This is a genomic window from Streptomyces sp. NPDC051020, from assembly GCF_040683105.1.
GTDB lineage: Bacteria > Actinomycetota > Actinomycetes > Streptomycetales > Streptomycetaceae > Streptomyces.
In genome coordinates this window covers 59126-76483 of sequence record NZ_JBFBCG010000032.1, presented here as the reverse complement: position 1 = coordinate 76483, position 17358 = coordinate 59126, and the positions used below count along the sequence as shown (strand labels likewise).

15 protein-coding genes and 4 pseudogenes are annotated in these 17358 nt (G+C 69.7%); 6 read left to right on the top strand and 13 right to left on the bottom strand.

Going from position 1 to position 17358, the window contains the following annotated elements; all coding sequences use genetic code 11:
- Positions 1–2: 2 nt before the first annotated feature.
- From AB0N06_RS19285 to AB0N06_RS19275, 3 genes are all read right to left on the bottom strand, one after another.
- Positions 3–914: a glutamate ABC transporter substrate-binding protein gene (locus tag AB0N06_RS19285; protein ID WP_366135882.1), complete on the bottom strand. Its 912-nt coding sequence runs from the start codon at positions 912–914 to the stop codon at positions 3–5.
- A 14-nt stretch (positions 915–928) separates the two neighbouring features.
- Positions 929–1672: an amino acid ABC transporter ATP-binding protein gene (locus AB0N06_RS19280; protein ID WP_366135881.1), complete on the bottom strand. Its 744-nt coding sequence runs from the start codon at positions 1670–1672 to the stop codon at positions 929–931.
- Positions 1673–1991: 319 nt separating this feature from the next.
- Positions 1992–2432, bottom strand: a complete 441-nt coding sequence (locus AB0N06_RS19275) for a DUF6278 family protein (RefSeq protein ID WP_366135879.1) — start codon at positions 2430–2432, stop codon at positions 1992–1994.
- Between the two features lie 566 nt (positions 2433–2998).
- On the opposite strand from AB0N06_RS19275, the gene AB0N06_RS19270 reads away from it, so the two are divergent.
- Positions 2999–4231 carry a Cmx/CmrA family chloramphenicol efflux MFS transporter gene (locus AB0N06_RS19270; protein ID WP_366135877.1) on the top strand — a complete coding sequence of 411 codons (1233 nt, stop codon included), beginning with the start codon at positions 2999–3001 and terminating at the stop codon, positions 4229–4231.
- A gap of 49 nt (positions 4232–4280) precedes the next feature.
- Positions 4281–4553 (top strand): mycoredoxin, encoded by a 273-nt coding sequence (locus AB0N06_RS19265; protein WP_366135876.1) that lies wholly within the window; start codon positions 4281–4283, stop codon positions 4551–4553.
- Positions 4554–4637: 84 nt separating this feature from the next.
- Here the strand turns inward: AB0N06_RS19265 and AB0N06_RS19260 are convergent, their stop codons facing one another.
- The 7 genes and pseudogenes from AB0N06_RS19260 to AB0N06_RS19230 all read right to left on the bottom strand — a co-directional run.
- Positions 4638–5417, bottom strand: a complete 780-nt coding sequence (locus tag AB0N06_RS19260) for an exodeoxyribonuclease III (RefSeq protein WP_366135875.1) — start codon at positions 5415–5417, stop codon at positions 4638–4640.
- A gap of 47 nt (positions 5418–5464) precedes the next feature.
- Entirely contained in the window at positions 5465–6121 is a 657-nt protein-coding gene (locus AB0N06_RS19255) for an MBL fold metallo-hydrolase (RefSeq protein ID WP_366135874.1), read from the bottom strand.
- A gap of 13 nt (positions 6122–6134) precedes the next feature.
- Positions 6135–7412 carry an alpha/beta fold hydrolase gene (locus tag AB0N06_RS19250; protein WP_366135873.1) on the bottom strand — a complete coding sequence of 426 codons (1278 nt, stop codon included), beginning with the start codon at positions 7410–7412 and terminating at the stop codon, positions 6135–6137.
- Between the two features lie 32 nt (positions 7413–7444).
- Positions 7445–7639: a hypothetical protein gene (locus AB0N06_RS19245; protein WP_366135872.1), complete on the bottom strand. Its 195-nt coding sequence runs from the start codon at positions 7637–7639 to the stop codon at positions 7445–7447.
- Between the two features lie 380 nt (positions 7640–8019).
- Positions 8020–8265: pseudogene (locus AB0N06_RS19240) on the bottom strand (HTH domain-containing protein); the annotation flags it as partial.
- Positions 8262–8639 carry a hypothetical protein gene (locus tag AB0N06_RS19235; RefSeq protein ID WP_366135871.1) on the bottom strand — a complete coding sequence of 126 codons (378 nt, stop codon included), beginning with the start codon at positions 8637–8639 and terminating at the stop codon, positions 8262–8264. The pseudogene AB0N06_RS19240 and the gene AB0N06_RS19235, both read right to left, overlap by 4 nt.
- A 339-nt stretch (positions 8640–8978) precedes the next feature.
- Positions 8979–9056: pseudogene (locus AB0N06_RS19230) on the bottom strand (DUF899 domain-containing protein); the annotation flags it as partial.
- 307 nt (positions 9057–9363) lie between these two features.
- Between AB0N06_RS19230 and AB0N06_RS19225 the strand changes: the two are divergent.
- Complete coding sequence (locus tag AB0N06_RS19225; protein WP_366135870.1) at positions 9364–10866, top strand: MFS transporter; 1503 nt, start codon at positions 9364–9366, stop codon at positions 10864–10866.
- 20 nt (positions 10867–10886) lie between these two features.
- Here AB0N06_RS19225 and AB0N06_RS19220 read toward each other — a convergent pair whose 3' ends face one another.
- Positions 10887–11039 carry a hypothetical protein gene (locus AB0N06_RS19220; RefSeq protein ID WP_366135869.1) on the bottom strand — a complete coding sequence of 51 codons (153 nt, stop codon included), beginning with the start codon at positions 11037–11039 and terminating at the stop codon, positions 10887–10889.
- A 201-nt stretch (positions 11040–11240) separates the two neighbouring features.
- Here AB0N06_RS19220 and AB0N06_RS19215 point away from each other — a divergent pair, with 201 nt between their 5' ends.
- Both AB0N06_RS19215 and AB0N06_RS19210 read left to right on the top strand, forming a co-directional pair.
- Positions 11241–11786, top strand: coding sequence for a helix-turn-helix domain-containing protein (locus tag AB0N06_RS19215; protein ID WP_366135868.1), 546 nt, complete (start codon positions 11241–11243; stop codon positions 11784–11786).
- A gap of 24 nt (positions 11787–11810) precedes the next feature.
- Positions 11811–11966: pseudogene (locus AB0N06_RS19210) on the top strand (IS5/IS1182 family transposase); the annotation flags it as partial.
- A gap of 368 nt (positions 11967–12334) precedes the next feature.
- Here the strand turns inward: AB0N06_RS19210 and AB0N06_RS19205 are convergent.
- Positions 12335–15724, bottom strand: a complete 3390-nt coding sequence (locus AB0N06_RS19205; protein WP_366135867.1) for a S8 family serine peptidase — start codon at positions 15722–15724, stop codon at positions 12335–12337.
- A 249-nt stretch (positions 15725–15973) separates the two neighbouring features.
- On the bottom strand, positions 15974–17002 hold the full coding sequence (locus AB0N06_RS19200) for a helix-turn-helix domain-containing protein (RefSeq protein ID WP_366135866.1): 1029 nt from the start codon (positions 17000–17002) through the stop codon (positions 15974–15976).
- Positions 17003–17180: 178 nt separating this feature from the next.
- Between AB0N06_RS19200 and AB0N06_RS19195 the strand changes: the two are divergent.
- A pseudogene (locus tag AB0N06_RS19195) lies at positions 17181–17278 on the top strand (LUD domain-containing protein); the annotation flags it as partial.
- Between the last annotated feature and the right edge of the window lie 80 nt (positions 17279–17358).

The following is a 17358-nucleotide window of genomic DNA, read 5'->3' as shown; positions in this document are numbered from 1 at the left end:
CCTCAGGTCGCCGGGTAGCGGTCGATGGGCGGCGGAGTCGGCGCGGGCACTCCGGACAGTCCGAGCGTGGCCTCGAACGCCTTCTTCCAGTTGCCGTTCTTCTCGTTGGCCTCAAGGGCGTCGTTGAGCGCGAACCGGAGCGCGTTGTCACTGCGCGGGACGCCGATGCCGTACGGCTCCTCGGAAAACGGCTTGCCGACCACCTTCAGCTCCTTGGGCGCCTTGGCCGCGAAGCCCAGCAGGATGGCGTCGTCGGTGGTGACGGCGTCGACCTGGTACGTCAGCAGGTTGTCGACGCAGATCGAGTACGTGTCGTACGCGACCAGGATCGCCTTCGGGTAGTCGGCCGCGATGCGCTGGTACGGGGTCGAGCCCGCGGCCGAACAGACGGTCCTGCCGGCCAGGTCCTGCGGGCCGCTGATGTCGTGCTCGTCCGTGCGGACGAGCAGGGACTGGCCCGCCATGAAATACGGCCCGGCGAACCCGACGAGCTTCTTGCGCATGGCGTTGATGGTGTAGGTGCCGACGTAGTAGTCGATCTGCCCATTCTGCAGCGCCGTCTCGCGGTTGGCGGAGGCGATCGTCCTGAAGCGGATCGTCTTCGGGTCGAAGCCGAGCGAGGCCGACATCATCCGGGCGATCTCGATGTCGAAACCGGAGTAGATACCCGTGGCCGGGTCCTTCTCGCCCAGATAGGGCTGGTCCTCCTTGGCCCCGACCTGGAGATAACCGCGCTTCCTGGCCTTGGTCCAGGTCTTCGACTCGGGCAGCCGGAAAACGGTGTCGACCTTGTAGACCGGCAGCTGGCCGGGCTTGGGCCCCTTCACCGGGGGGCTGCCCTCCTTCCCGCAGCCGACGGCGAGGACGGCCACCAGAAGGCCCGCGCAGGCGGCCAGAATTCTTCTCGTGCGCAACAGGGAGCCTCCCGTCAGTGCTTGAGGATCTTGGACAGGAAGTCCTTGGCCCGGTCGGTCTCCGGGGCGGTGAAGAAGGCCTCCGGGGTGCGGTCCTCGATGATGCGGCCGTCGGCCATGAAGACCACGCGGTTGGCCGCGGACCGGGCGAACCCCATCTCATGGGTGACGACGACCATGGTCATGCCGTCCCGGGCCAGCTGCTGCATGACCTCCAGCACCTCGTTGATCATCTCCGGGTCGAGCGCCGAGGTCGGTTCGTCGAAGAGGAGGGCCTTGGGATCCATGGCGAGGGCGCGGGCGATGGCCACCCGCTGCTGCTGACCGCCGGAGAGCTGGGCGGGGTACTTGTCCGCCTGGGAGGCGAGCCCGACCCGCTCCAGCAGCTCCCGGGACCGCAGGTCGCACTGGTCCTTCTTGCGCTTGCGAACCTTGAGCTGGGCGAGCGAGACATTGGCCAGCACGGTCTTGTGCGCGAAGAGATTGAAGGACTGGAAGACCATCCCGACTTCGGCCCGCAGCTCCGCGAGTCCCTTGCCCTCCTCCGGGAGGGGCCTGCCGTCGATGGCGATGTAGCCCGACTCGATCGTCTCGAGCCTGTTGATCGTCCGGCAGAGCGTCGATTTGCCGGAGCCGGAGGGGCCGATGACCACCACGACCTCCCCGCGGGCGACGGTGAGATTGATGTCCTGCAGGACGTGCAACTTTCCGTAGTACTTATTGACGTTCCGCAGCTCGATCAACGGATCGACGGCCATACGCTGCCCTACCCACTTATCGCTGTGTCGAGGTCAGCGCAAACTATCCATCCCGGCAAGGGACTTCGCACCCGACACGCACAAATGGGGTATAAGGCGTTTTATTAGCGTTTCGGAGTTGGCCCTTAGCCGGCACGTGGGGGTGAGTGAAGGAGCGGGGCTGGGGTGCGTGCATCGCATGGCGGAGGATTGAGCCATGGCGAATGGGGCCTCCCCTGCTCGAGCGAAGCCGAGAGCTCGGGGAACATGGTGATTGACGACAACGCCCCGAGGTGCGTGCCCCAGCCCCGCGACGCCGCCCCCCATGTGCCGGTCGGTCTTAGCCTTCGGCGGACTCCGCGTACACCTGCGAGAGCTCAGGGCTGCCGGCCATCGCCCAGTCGAGCCCGGCCTCGACGACATCGATCTCGCGCCCGGAGGCGAGCCGCACCACCGGCTGCCCGCTGGGCCAGATGCGCCAGACGGCGCCGGGGACGTTTCGCACCAGGACGGTGCCGAGGTACAGCCCGGCGTCGTTACCCAGCCAAGGCAGCTCCTCCGGGTCGTCCCGCCAGCGGGGAGGCAGTTGGTCGAGCGCCGTCAACGAGGCCGGAGTGTCGTCGAGTTCGAGCCCCCGCTGCCCTGCTCGGACACGCAGCAGCTCGCACTCGGCGAGCAGCTCGGCCACAGCGTCCGGGTCGGCCTCGACGGCGGCCGCGAGGCCCGCTCCGTGCCTACCGTCGTGACGCTTACGCCAGTTGCCCAAGAAGGGGATGTTCATACCACTCAGGGTCGCATCCCGGCCCGGTTACGCACCACAGGCGCGCGGCCTGTCGTTCGAGTGCTGAACCAGGTGCGCACGCCCACCGGTGCGCCGCCGCGCGCGCCGTCGCCACCGCCGGGCCGGCCGTCACACCCGCCCCTCGTGATCGCACAGCCCAAGGGTTGTCCCGTAGCCAGGTACGTGTGCAGGTCATTCTCTTTGAAGGGGTGGAGGTGGAGTGATCCGGACTGGTACGTTCGCCATCATGTCCAGCCCCGAGGCGAACAGACTCTAGCCGCCGGTCCCGCCGGTGGCTGACCCGCTGTCGAGTCGATCCCGCACGGCCGATCGGGCCGGAGGATCGCTTCTGTCCGGCTGCCGCCGCAGGACCACCGCAGTGTGGGCTGTGCTTCCCCGTATGCGCTCGTGCGCAGATTCCCGACCACGACGGCTGCCTGCCGCGTTGTCGCGTCACGTCCGTGAACAGACCTGACGTTCTTCCGCGTTGCCGCTCGACCTGTCGGGCGGGCGCGGCCCACACCCCCTGCCTGGTCCGTCCATCAGTCTGCCCATGGGGTTTCTTCATGCCATTTGCTGTCTACGCGCTCGGGCTCGCCGTCTTCGCCCAGGGCACTTCCGAGTTCATGTTGTCCGGTCTGGTCTCGGACATCGCCGACGACCTGCACGTATCCATCCCGGCCGCCGGATTGCTGACGTCGGCGTTCGCGGTCGGGATGGTGGTCGGCGCGCCCGCGATGGCGCTGCTCAGCCGGAACTGGCCCCGGCGTCGCGCGCTGCTGTTCTTCCTCTCCGTCTTCACCGCCGTCCATGTCATGGGCGCGGTCACCCCCGGATACGGCGTGCTGCTGGCGACACGGGTCGTCGGAGCGCTGGCGAACGCGGGTTTCTGGGCCGTGGCGCTGGTGACCGCGATCTCCGTGGCCGGACCCGGCGCCCGGGCTCGCGCCACGTCGGTCGTGGTCGGCGGTGTCACCGTCGCCTGTGTCGTGGGGGTGCCCGCCGGTGCGGTGCTGGGCGGGCACTGGGGGTGGCGCGCCGCGTTCTGGGCCGTCGCCCTCGTCTCCGTACCGGCCCTTGCGGTGATCGCCAGGACGATCCCCGGCGAGCGGGCCGAGTCCCACGCGGTGGGCGGGCATGCCGAACTGCGGTCCCTGACCGAGCCGCGGCTCGCTCTCACCCTGCTGACGAGCGCGCTCGTGCAGGGCGCGACCTTCTGCGCGTTCTCCTATCTGGAGCCGCTGGTCACCCGGGTCACGGGGGTCGGCGCCGGGTGGGTGCCCGCCGTGCTCGCACTGTTCGGGGTCGGCTCGTTCCTGGGTGTCACCATCGCGGGCCGGATCGTCGATGCGCGACCGGTCGCCGTCACCACCACCGGGCTGGTGGCGCTCACCGCCGGCTGGGCCGGGCTCGCACTGACCGCGGAGAGCCCGGTCGCGGTCGTCGCGCTCGTCCTGGTCCAGGGCATGCTCGCGTACGGCACCGGAACTGCGCTGATCTCGCGGGTGCTCCAGTCGGCGTCCGGTGCGCCGACGCTGGCAGGCTCGTTCTCCACGGCCGCCTTCAACGTGGGCGGCGCGCTGGGGCCTTGGCTCGGCGGCATCACAATCGGTGCGGGGTTCGGCTTCCGGTCGCCGCTGTGGGTGAGTGCGCTGCTGATGGTCCTGGCGCTCGGCGCGACCGCCGCGTGGTCCGCATACGACGCCCCGTCCGGCGCTGAACGGGCGGTGCGGTCCAAGCCTGCGCGAGCAGCCGGCAAGCGGGACAATGACAGGGATCACCGTATCGGCAACCACTGACCATCGGCCCGGGCCGATCTGAGATGCGTGGGCGAACAAGGGGAAGCGCATGACCGAGGACCGCGACGGCATGGTTGTCTACTGGCGGCCCGGCTGCCCGTACTGCATGAAGCTCCGCCTGCGGCTCCGGTTCACCCGCCTCAGGTACACCGAGGTGAACATCTGGCGGGATCCCGAGGCTGCGGCGTTCGTCCGCTCGGTCGCCGACGGAAACGAGACCGTTCCGACGGTGTCCGTGGCGGGGCACGCGATGGTCAACCCGTCCAAACGGCAGGTGCTCGACGCGGTCCGGGCCCATGCGCCGCAGCTGGAGACGTCGTAGGGTACGGGTCTGCATGGTCCCCCAGGACGTTTCTCATCAAGGCGCCCCTGTGCGCCGGGATCAGCGAACGTCACCGGACGGCGGTCACAGGTCCAGGTCGACGACCACCGGCGCATGATCGGACGCGCCCTTGCCCTTGCGCTCCTCGCGGTCCACATAGCTGTCCTTGACCGCCGCCGTGAAGGGAGCGTTGCCGTAGACCAGGTCGATCCGCATGCCCTTGTTCTTCGGGAAGCGCAGCTCGCGGTAGTCCCAGAAGGTGTACGGGCGGTCGTACTTCAGCGGGCGCGGCATCACGTCCGAGAGGCCCTCCGCGCGGAGGGTGGCGAGGGCAGCACGCTCGGCGGGGGTGACATGCGTGGCGCCCTCGAACAGGGCGGGGTCCCAGACGTCCTCGTCGGTCGGCGCCACGTTGAAGTCGCCGAGGACCGCGAACGGCTGGGAGCCCGCGGAGTCGGGGGCGACCGCTTTCTGCAGGGCCTCGAACCAGCGCAGCTTGTAGGCGTAGTGCTCGTGGGCGACCTCGCGGCCGTTCGGCACGTACACCGACCAGAGACGGACCGGGCCGCAGGTCGCCGAGATCGCCCGGGGCTCCTGCACGCCCTCGTAATCGGGGCCGCCGGGCAGCCCCGTGACGACGTCGGCCAGTCCGACCCGGGAGACCAGCGCGACCCCGTTCCACCGGCCCGTGGCGTTGACCGCGGACTCGTAGCCGAGCTCGCGCAGCTCGTCCGCCGGGAACTGCTCGGCCGCGCATTTGGTCTCCTGGATGCACAGCACGTCCGTGCCGGTGCTCTCCAGCCAGGCCAGCAGCCGCGGGAGGCGGGCGGTGATCGAATTGACGTTCCACGTGGCGATGCGCATGTAGTAAACGTAGCGGCTCCCACTGACAGTCGCCGGACCGGCGCCGGTCACAGGCCTGTCGAGTCACCCGGGGTCAGCCGGCCGTGGTCGGTGCCGCCGAGAGTGCCGATCTGCCGGTCGTAGATCGGGCGGGCGAGATCGGTGAGCAGCGCGTCGTGGATGTCGATGGCGCGCCTCGGCTTGACCTCACGTACGTAGTCGATGACCTCGGAGATCTTGTTCCAGGGGGCCATCACCGGGAGCATCAGGGTGTCGACGGGGTGGTCGGGCACGGTGAGCGCGTCGCCCGGGTGGAAGAGCGAACCGTCCACCAGGAAGCCGATATTGGTGACCCGCGGGATGTCGGGGTGGATCACCGCGTGCAGTTCGCCGTGCACCTGAACGTCGAAGCCGGCCGCGGAGAACGTGTCCCCGTGCCCGACAGTGTGGACGCGCCCGGGGAACGCCGCGGAAAGCTGGTCGGCGACGCTGCGCAGGGTCCAGATCTGCGCGGCCGGGTTGGCCTCCATACCGGCCCGCAGCCGGTTCTCGTCGAAGTGGTCGGCATGCTCGTGCGTCACCAGCAGCGCGTCGGCACCGAGTGCCGCGTCCTCCTCCGAGAAGCCGCCCGGGTCGATGACGAGCGTTCGCCCGTCCTTCTCCAGGCGGATGCAGGAGTGCGTCTTCTTCGTCAGGGTCAGGTGCACGGGGTTCGCAGCGTTCATGGTCCCCATCCTGCTATGGGTGGGGCCGGGTTTCTTCCTGAATCACGGTCTGGGCGATCGTGAACGCGGCGCCCGCGGCCGGTATGCCGCAGTAGACGGCGGTCTGCAGCAGCACCTCCTTGATCTCCGCGGGGGTCAGCCCGTTGCGCAGGGCTGCCCTGATATGCGCGGCCAGGCTCTCCAGATGGCCCGAGGTGACCAGCGCGGTGAGCGTGATGCAGCTGCGGGTGCGGCGGTCCAGGACCTCACGGGTCCAGGTCTCCCCCCAGACGTAGCGCGTGACGAGCTCCTGGAACTCGCCGGTGAACTCGTCCGAGGCGGCCATGACCCGGTCGACATGGGCGTCGCCGAGCACTTCGCGGCGTACCCTCATGCCCGGTTCGTACGGGTCGGCCAGGCCGCGGGTCGCGGCCTCCGGCTGATCCGCGGCGGGGGCGATCTCCGCGACGGGCAGCACGGGGGCGGAGAGCGCGGGGCCGGTGCTGGGGACGGGGATGGCGACGAGGGTGTCCTGCCGACTCGTCGAGAAGTGGGTGACGAGCAGGTCGGTGACGGCGGCGGGCTGCTCGACCGGGGCGAGGTGCGAGGCTCCGGGGACGACGGCGAGCCGGGCGTCCGGTATGCCCGCGACCAGGGTCCGGGCCTCGGCGGGCCCGGTGACCCGGTCCTCTGCGCCGACCAGCACGAGGGTCGGGACGCCGATGCGGCTGAGTTCGGTACGGATGTCGAAGGCGGCGAGCGCTTCGCAGGCGGCGATGTAACAGCCGGGGTCGGTGGTGCGGACCATCTGGACGGCCCACTCGACGATCGCGGCCTGGGCGGCGGCGAAGCCGGGGGTGAACCAGTGTTCGGGCGCGCTGCGGGCTATCGGTTCCAGGCCGTTGGTGCGGACGACCACCCCGCGCTGCCGGAACTCGTCGGCGCTGCCGAACCGGGGCGAGGCGGCGACCAGGGCCAGCGAGGCGACCCGGTGCGGATGGCGCAGCGCGAGGTCGGCGCCGATCGCGCCGCCGATGGAACAGCCCACATATCCGAAGCGCTGGACACTGAGACCGTCGAGGGTGGCCAGCAGCCGGTCGGAGAGCTCACCGACGGCGGTGGCCGGGTGGGCGAGGGCGCCGCCGTGGCCCGGCAGGTCGAAGCGGAAGATCCGCCAGTGCTGGGAGAGCTCCGGTATCTGCCGGTCCCACATGTGCCATGTGGTACCCAGTGAGGGACCGATCACCAGGATCGGTGCGTCTTCTGGCCCGTCAAAGCGGTATTGCAGGGTGTTCGTCGGTGTCTCGCTCACTCGCCTGAGCCTCTCATCTGTCACGACAGCCCCTATGAGCGGGGTGCTGGCCGTAGCTGTTTGAGCAGGTGGAAGACCTCGCGGGCCGCATAGCGTTTGAGGCAACGGACGATTTCGCGCCGGGTCTTACCCTCCTTGATCCGGCGCTCGTAGTAGTCCTGAGTGCGAGGGCCGACCCGCAGGCGGGTGAACACGATGCGGTGGAGCTCGCGCCGCATTCTGGGCATCGAGCGGATCCGATTTGCCGCGCCGACAACGATCTGCCTGGTCCATCCGATTCACGTCAAACACGTCCACACCCTGGGCAAGCAGATAGCGGGACAGGGACGCCCCGTAGGAGCCGGTCCCTCCACTCCGGCCCGCCTGACGGTTCCCAATTTCCTGGCGCACTTGAGCAGATCGCGGTATCCCGCCGCGGTGGCCGGAAACTCGTCGGTGGCCAGTACTGCCCCCGTCGCGGAGAGCACCGCGGCCACATGGGCAACCCGGTGCGTGTCCACTCCCAGCTCCACCTCCCCCACCGGGCGGCGGCGGGTCCGCGGAGCAGACGACGTACTGGGCACGGTCCAACTGGACATGCCCTTCTTCTCCTTTCGGGGTCGGCGAGGAGGAAGAGCGCGCGGATCTCGGGGGCGGTGAGGCCGGTCAGATCGGTACGGGCTCCGCCGACGAGCCGCCAGCCGCCGCCTTTTCCGTCCTGGGAGTAGACCGGGACCCCGGAGGCGACGAGCGCTTCGAGGTCCCGGCGGGCGGCGTGTTCGGAGATGCCGAGTTCGGAGGCGAGTTCGGCGGCGATGACGCGCTGCCGGGTCTGGAGGAAGAGGAGGGCGGCGACGAGACGATCGGCTCTCATGGCGCCATCGTCATCTTCGGGCCTTCGGTCTTCGGGTCCTCGGTCTTCGGGTCCTCGGCCACCTGGCCGGTGCGGGCCGGGCGCAGCACGGTGGCGGCGGCCAGGACGACGAGCAGCAGCCCGGTGCCGACGGCGAAGGCCAGGTCGTAGCCGCCTGTCAGGGCCTCGGCGGCGGGCCGTGCGGTCCCTCCGGCCCAAGGCCCGACGCGCGCGCTCCTCGACCGGCCGGACTGCCCGCCACTGTTGCCACGTAGAGCGACGTGCCGCTGACCCGTGGCCGCCTTGAAGCATAAATGATGATCCGCACCACCCCGGCCAGAGCCCCGGCGCCATCTCGCCTCGCCCTCCGGAACGGTCGCCGTCGGCCACCGCACCGGCCCGACCGAGATCGGCAGGATCCTTGAACCCTGCGGGCCGGGTCAGCGGCGGAGGGTGGCGCGCCGGGCGGCAGCACCGCGTCGTCGGGACGGACGCCGGTTGTCAGGAGCGCCCGCCCCTGTCGGCGAGATAGAGGCCCAGGCCGCGGTGGGCCTCGGCGGCCGCGTGGGTGTGGTGGTCTCCGGCTGCCGGCGGCGCGCCGCCGCTGCCGCGCCGCGCTGCGGCCAGCCGCTGATCGGCGAGCGTCAGCTCGGCGTCCCGGGCGATGAGCCCGTCAGCCGGCCGGACGGGGGGACCGGGAGCAGAGGCGGGCCGCGGCGGGGCCGGGAGCCGGCGGTGTCACCGTCGCGCAGGAACACGTTGACAGCGAATCCTCCGTCGGGCGGTGCACCGACGTCGGCCCCGAATGAACTCGCCTGGCAGGGCGGCGCTGCTGAACCGCCCGTCTTTCTCCTTTACCGGCCAGTCCCGCTCGGCCAGACGTCTCGGCCGTGTACTGGCCCTGGAAGAAGGCCAGGCCCAGGGCGCCACCTGGGTGAGCCCCCCTCGGGACGCCCACCGCGTTCCCCCCGCGGCCCTGCAAGAGCGCACCGAGCGATCGGTAACTGGGCGTCAACTGACACGGAAGGCCGCCGATTGCTAAACGGGGACCGTCCCTGTATTTTCAACCGACAAGAATCGTGGAGTGTCCCCGGTTAGCCTTTTGAGGAGATGTGAATCATGAGCGAACAGACCGCCACGAGCGTCGCGGGCCAGCGCGCTCCCGCCCCTGCCGATGCAGTGGGCCGCCGCAACGGCCTGGTGCTTGTCATCGTGCTCGCCCTCCAGACGATGCTCATCCTCGACGTGAACGTGGTGAACATCGCCCTCCCCGACCTCAAGGAGGCGCTCGACTTCACCCCGACCGGACTCTCCTGGGTCCTCAGCTCCTATTTGCTGACCTTCGGCGGTCTGCTGCTGCTCGGCGGCCGCGCCGGAGACGTGCTCGGCCACCGCTGCGGCATGCTCATCGGCGTCACGGTCTTCACCGCCGCCTCGCTGCTCGGCGGCCTGTCCAACTCAGTCGCGATGCTGCTCGCAGCCCGCGCCCTGCAGGGCATCGGCGCCGCCTTCGCTGCGCCCACGGTGCTCGCCCTGATCGCGACGCACTTCACCGACGAGAAGGCCCGGGCCCGCGCCCTGGGCCTGTACGCAGCGGTGTCCGGCTCCGGCGCGGCCATCGGTCTGATCGGTGGCGGCCTGCTGACGGACTGGCTGTCCTGGCGCTGGGTGCTCTTCATCAACGTGCCGATCGGCATCGCGCTGCTGATCGCCGCCCCGATGTTCATCCACGAGACCGAGCGCAAGCCCGCCCGTTTCGACCTCGGCGGCGCGCTCACTTCGACCGTCGGCATGACCGCCCTGGTCTACGGCTTCATCCGGGCCGCCGAGAGCGGCTGGGGCGATGCGCTGACGTTGATCTCCTTCGCCCTCGCCGTCGCCCTGCTCGTGGTGTTCGTCTTCGTCGAGACCCACGCCAAGCAGCCGATCACCCCGCTGCGACTGTTCACAGACCGCAACCGCGCGACCGGCTACCTCTCGCTGCTGTTCGTCATGGCGGCCGGCAACGCGATGTTCTTCTTCCTCACTCAGTTCCTCCAGGAGGTCCGGGGCTTCACCCCGATCCAGGCGGGTCTGGCCTTCGTGCCACTGGCCGTGCTCATCCTCGGCGCCTCCAGCGTCGCCGCCAAGGTGCTGCCCAAGGCCGGCCCACGGGTGCTCACCGCGGTCGGCGCCGCCGCCATAAGCGTCGGCCTGATCTGGTTCACCCAGATCACCCCCGAGGCCGAGTACCTCTCCACGTTGCTCGGGCCCATGCTCGTCGCCGGCCTCGGCATGGGCACCCTGCTCGTGGGCGTCACCACCATCCTGATGTCCGGCATCGCGCCGGAGGAGACAGGCTCCGCGTCCGGTCTGCTGAACGTGATGCAGCAGATCGGCGGCGCACTGGGCCTCGCCATCATGGTCACCGTCTTCGGCGCCGCCAGCCGCGGCGCGGCCGACGAGGTGCCCGTCGGACTCGACGCCAAGGGCAGCGCGGACTTCGTCCTCACCGAGGGCGTCACCACGGCCTTCGCCTGGGGTGCCGGCTTCACCGCCCTCACCATCCTGCTCACCCTGATCATGCGCTCCGTCCCCGCGGGCAGCGACGCGGAGCCGGCATCCGAACAGGGCTCGGAGTAATCCGGAAGCCCCGCGTCCGACTACTCGTGGAACTCGGCCCGGACGGCATCCTCGCGGCGCTCGCCGCGCAGAGTCTGCGCAAGGAGCCGCCGGCCCTGGTCCTGGCGCTGCGGGGCGTCGATGCCCAGCGGCCGAGATCTTGCCGGACGCACCTGCCTGGAAAGCGGTTTCACCCCGTTCACCGGCCTTGAGTTGCTGAACCTGCCGCGGAGGCGAGCGACCTGGAACTGCCGGCGACGCTCGCCTTCGACCACCCGACCCCCGCGGAGCCTGCCGGTTGACCAAACAAGGAGATCGACGGAGAGCCAGGTTAGAATCGGGGTCATACCCCGTTTTGGCGCCACTCCAAGCACGGCCAAGGAGAAGACAGCCCGATGCGTGCAGACGCCCGCCGCAACTACGAGCGACTCCTGGCCGAAGCCAGGAAGGCCTTCGACAAGCACGGCATCCACACCTCGCTCGACGACATCGCCAAGCAGGCGGGCCTGGGCAACGCGACGCTCTACCGCCACTTCCCCACCCGGGAGGCCCTGCTGGAGACGATGCTCGGGGACAGCATCTCGGAACTCGACGAAACCGCACGGGAGTTGCTGACCACGGAGCCGGCCGGAGCGGCCCTCGCGACCTGGGTGCGAGCGGCGGTGGCACATGCCACCACCTATCGGGGTCTCGTAACCATGCTGATGGACAGCCTTAAGGACGAGACCTCCGAGCTGAACAACGCCTGTACGTCGATGCAGTCGTCCGGCCAGCAGCTTCTGGAGCGGGCGCAGCGGGCCGGCGAGGTACGGGACGACACCTCGGCCGCGGAGCTGTTCGCGCTGATAGCCGCGGCGGCCTGGACCCGTGAGCACGCCCCCGACGAGGCGGATCAGGTGCTGACCGTCCTCATCGACGGCCTGTGGTCGCCACGGCGCTGACCGGCCCCGGGCGCCCGGCCCAAGCGGCTTGGCCGCCATCGATGGGGGGCGAGAGGACTGTGTTCGTGGCTGAGACGATGCCGCCGCCTGCACCGGCGCTACGAGCGCAAGCCTGAGCGTTCTCCGGCCTTCGTCAGCATCGCTGCAGCATTGATCGGCTTCCGAAGGCTCGGTGGCTGAGACGCCACCACGCGGTCAAGCGTGGTCGACCGGCCTTTCGGGAGGTGGTGTTCAGCGGCATGGTGGGTGTGTGGACGCACATGAAGTGAACCGTGTTCGGGCAAAGCTGGACGCACCTGGGGCCGGCGCGGCATAACCCCGCAGGTGACGGTGAGTGGACGACGCTCGGGACGGCTGTCGGTGGCCGGACTGACGCCATGCGGCCCGGCTCCCGCCCCCGGCTGCGTTCGAGCTGCTGCTCGGAACCGGCATGCGCCGCGATGAAGCCATCGGCCTGCACTGGACCCTCGGGCAAGCCGGCGGGGCATCGAAGGTGGCCGGCCGGGCGGGCCGCCCATTGCGGGGGACCGCCCGGCCGAACTGTGTGGTTACCGAACGTCGTAGGCGCGGGTGATGGTCTGGGTGACCGCGTTGCCATTGGCGTCGGTGAAGATGGCCTTCGTCGTGACCTGCTTGCCGGCGGCGCCGGTGTGGTCGAGGACGGCCGTCCACTTGCCGTCCTGCTGCTCGGTCGGCGCCTGGGTCCAGGTGGTGCCGCCGTCGTAGGAGTAGGACAGCGAGGCTGCCGTGATCGCGGCCGGAGTGTACCCGGCGTGGCCCTCGACCGACAGGCCGACCCGGATGCCGCTCTGCGCGGGCAGGGTGTTCATACCGTCCACCGGCACGTCGTACGCCGGGGCAAGGATCGGCAGGCCGCGCGAGTAGACGTCCGGCTCCCGGTGGGAGCGGAAGCTCCAGGTGGTGGTGACGGCGGTGGAGCGCAGCCAGGGCCGGTCGGAGGTCGGAATCTTCTCCAGGTTCTGGGTGAGCTCGTACGCGGAGTCCTCGTCCGGAACCTTGAACACTCCGTAGGGCCAGGCCCAGGTAGCGATCTGCTCACCGTTGCGCTTGAGCACCAGGTTGCCGAGGTCACCGAACGACCCGCCGTAGGACCAGTGGTCGCCGGAGCCGTCGACCCAGAGCGCGTTCTGGAAGCCGATCAGGTCGCCCTGCCGCTCGGCGGCCAGCATCAGCTTGCCGTCGGCGTCACGCGCCGCGGCCGGCCGCAGGGGGCCGCCGTACCACTCCTCGGCACGCCGCTCTCCGGCCCGGTAGGTGCGCTCCTGGTCGCTCATGAACGCGGCGAACGGGAAGCTGGTCATCGCGCCGTGGTACCAGGCGTCGTCGCCGGTCGTGTAGTAGGCGGTGCGGGTGGCGGGCACGTGGACCTGGCCGAACGGGCTCACGGGGACGTAGTTGCCGCTGCTCCCGGAGGGGCGGATGAACATCGCGTCGATGTAGTCGGCCTCCTTGCCCAGGGCGTTCCACGTTTCGGTAACCTGGGCCAGCTTGGAGTCCTCGGGCTGGTACACCTGGTCGGACTGCAGGGGACCCTCGGTCGGGAACGACAGGTTGTAGACGTAGGGCGAGCCGCCCTCGGAACCGGTCGCGCGCCAGGTCGGCCGGAACTCGAAGGTGCCGTTCTTGGCACGTCCGTCGACGTCTGCGTAGAACTTCTGGACGGCGTTGCCGGCCATGACCGATCCGCTCAGCTGCCAGGTGTCGTCCCAGGTGCGGGCGTAGCTGAACGTGGTGTTGTTCACCGTCGAGGGGCGTTCGGTGTGCAGGCTCAGCTGGTGGGCCTTGCGCGCGTCGAGGACGACGGTGGTGTCATGGGTGATCCGCAGCTGCGGCTTCGCGAGGTAGCTGATCGATTCGGCCGCATTGTTCGCTCCGTAGCTCGCCACGAAGCTGCTGAGGGCGTAGTCGCCCGGGCGCACCTTGTACGTCTGCTCGGTCGCGCCCGCGTTGTTGCGGCGCTCGCCCTTGTCGATGTCGAGGCTGACGAGGTCCAGGGAGGAGACACCGGTCGCGGGCTTGCCATTGCGGTCGATGACCTTGACCCGGACGGTGACCGTCTCCGGCTGCACGTAGAGGGCGACGGGCACGGAGACGTGCACATCGCCGCCGGTGGCCAGGATCCGGCCGGTGACAGCGCCGTACTGGTCGGCCTTGAGGCGGGCGGTGGGGTCGATCCGCAGCGGCACCTGAGCGGTGGCCCCCGCGGGGACGGTCACCTTGCCCTGCTCCAGCTTGATGATGCCGGAGTTGACGTCGCTGCCGTCGTTGCCGTGCACTCCACTGACCTTCAGACTCAGGGTCAGGTCGCTGCCGCTGGTGTTGGTGAAGGGCACCTGCACCGTGGTGCGGTCCGAGGCGTCCTGCGGCCAGTTGTAGCTGCCGGCCTGGACGGCGGGGGCGGAGAGCACCTTCTGGTTCACCGCGCCGAACACGTCGAGGACACCGGCCCCGGTCTCATCGGCGCCGGCGACCTTGCCGCCGGTACGGGCGGAGGAGACCAGGGCTTCCTTGACCTGCTGCGCGGTCCAGTCCGGGTGCGCCTGGCGGACGATGGCCGCGGCGCCCGCGACATGCGGGGTCGCCATGGAGGTGCCGGACATCGTCTGGTAGGCGTAGACGCCGCGGCCGCCCGCGTTCGCCGCGGAGATGCCGACGCCGGGGGCGGCGATCTCGGGCTTGAGGGTGTGGGTGACGGCCACCGGACCGCGGCTGGAGAACCACGCGGTGGTGTCATCGCGGTCGACGGCGCCGACGGTCAGCACGCCGGGCACGCAGCCCGGCGAGGAGACGGTCTCGGCGCCCGAGCCCATATTGCCGGCGGCGATGACGAACAGAGTGTGCTTGTTCTGCGACAGCTGCTGCGTGGCCTGGGACAGCGGGTCGTTGCAGTCGCCGATCGCGGAGCTGCCGAGGCTCATGGAGACGACATCGGCCTGCTGGTCGACGGCCCACTGCATACCCGCGATGATCCACGAGTCCAGACCGTAGCCGCGGTCGCTGAGGACCTTGCCGATCAGCAGGGAGGAGCCGGGGGCGACGCCCTTCTTGCGGCCGTCACTGGCCGCACCGGACCCGCCGACCGTGGAGGCGGTGTGGGTGCCGTGGCCCTGCCGGTCGTCGGTGGTCTTGGAATCCGTGAAGTTCTTGGCACCGGCGACCCGGCTCACCAGGTCCGGGTGCTCGGCGTCCACACCCGTGTCCAGCACGGCGACCTTGGTGCCCTTGCCGTCGTAGCCTGCCGCCCAGGCCTCCGGCGCGTGCGCCTGCGCGGTGGACCGGTCCAAGGTGGCCTCGACCTTGCCGTCCAGCCACAGCTTCTTCAGCGTGGAGGCAGAACGTGAGCGGGGGTTGGTGACATCCTGCCAGAAGGTGGCGGCAGTGTCCTTGCCGGCCTTGAGCGCGACGCCGTCCACGGCCGGGAGGCTCAGGCCCCGCTCGGCCCCGCGAGGGGCCGCCGGTGCGCTGTCGGCAACGTTCACGCTGTTCTGGTAGGTGGCAATGAGCGGCAGCGTGTCGGTATGGGTGTCGTCGTATCCCTGGCGGATGAGTCCAGTGACGTTAAACAGCTGCTCGTCGACCTTGCCCTCGGCGATCGCCTGGGAGGCGTCTTCGGGGTAGACGTAGAGGTCCTTGCCCATCTGATACGTCTGGACCAGCGGCTGCGTGCCGTCCTCGCGGGGCAGCACGGCCGCAGAGCTGTGACCCGACGTGTCCGTGGTCACCTGCACCTTGTCGCCGGTGACGAGCGTGACCGTCGCCTGCTTGCCGCCTGTTGCCGTAGTCCCGCTGCCGATGATGGGCCTCTTCCCCGAGGCACCGTCAGGCGGCGTATCCGCAGCCCCGGAAGGCGTGACCGCGGTGACGGCCAGGACGGCGGCGGTCGCCGTGCCCAAGGCCATACGCGTTATGGAACGCATGAATCTCCCTATGTGAGCCATGAACATATGCCAAACTGCGGCTGCAGCCTGTCAGACCTGTGGATTGAGTGGGGATGCCAGGCGTGACGGGTTTCCCGCATGGCGGATTTCCGTCACGCGGTCACTTCCAACGGCTCGGTGGGACTTCGGACCTGACCGTGGGGCACGCCCGGTTGGGACGGCGATCCCGGTCCGGGACGGCGACCGTCAAGAGACGGAGACTCCCCGGCACTCAGGCCGAGGAGGAGGTCAAAGCCAGCCCGCACGTGCGGCGTGCCATCCGAGCTGCAGGCGCGAATCCGCTCCGGCCAGATCCATCAGACGGCGTGTCCGCCGCTCCAGGGTACGTATGGACAGGCCGAGTTGGGAGGCCGCCCGCCGGTCGGAGATCCCTGCCAGCAGCAGAGCGAGAACCTCCAGCTCCTCCTCGGTTGGCTGCTGATCGCCTGCCGGCTCCGCACGCACACCCGTGGCGGTGGTGTACAGCGGCCGGGCCTGGGACCATTCCTTCTCGAACAGATGGACCAGGGCCGTCAGCAGGCCACTGCGGTGCACCACGATCGCGCTCGGCTCGCCGCCGGAGTCCGCCATGTCCAGCGGCACCATGGCGCGCTCCTGGTCCGACACGACCATCTTCAGCGGCAGCGAGTCGACGACGCGAAGCTCGATGCCCGCCGTGATGCCCGCCCGTGCGTCCTGCGCCATGCCGGGACCGTCGAGATAGGCCTTGGCAGCCACGACGCGGAAGTCGACTCCGCGGTCCAGCGCAGAACTCTCCGACACGTCGGCGTCCTCGCGCGGCACCGCGATGGGCGCGCCGACTAGGAAGACCAGCAACTCCCGCTGGGCGCCGCGCTGCAGTTGGTGGAACCGGTGTGCGACCTGCTCCACGCCGACGACCACCTCCACGACGCTGCCCGCAGGGTGTGCGGCGGTACTGCGGTACTGCTCGGTCAGCATCGAGAACGCGGTCTCGGCCCGGTGCAGTGCGTTGCGCTGTTCGACCAGGAACGGGGCCAGAGCCACTGAGGGGGGTGTGAGCCGGTAGCGGGCGGGCCGGCGGCCGGCCCCACAGCCAGCCGAGTCAGGTGTCCCGCTCCCGGCCTCGCTCGCGACCGCCACCAGACCACGTGTCGTCAGGTCAAGCAAGACGCGGGTGGTCTCGGCCTTCTCGAGTCCGGTCTGCCGGGCGAGGTCCTGCGCAGAGGCTGTCGGGCGGGCCAGCAGTGCGGTGTAGATGGCTTCTTCAGCCGGTCCCAATCCCAATGCCTGCAGCATCCAGCTCCCCCTCGGGCGGCCGCCGTGTCTGGACCTTGGCGCAGCTCGGGTGGACCGAGCAGGTTCTTCCCGGCCGTACCGTATCCCACTGTCAGGATGTCGCCAGTGGCTGCCGCCTGTTGTGCACGTCACCTGGGACACCCGGACCGGCCTCCCGGGTGTGAGACACCTCGCAACGCTGACCCGGATCCCGGGCCCGTCCGCACCCAGCGACATCGAAGGCGACCGGGTCGAAGGAGTGCACGGGCCACACACACCTTGCACGTAGTGCTGGTCACCGCACACGGGACATCGTCCGGCGGGGCGCTGCTCACCCACGGCCGGGGCCTGCCTAACGTACGCGGAGTACACCACCT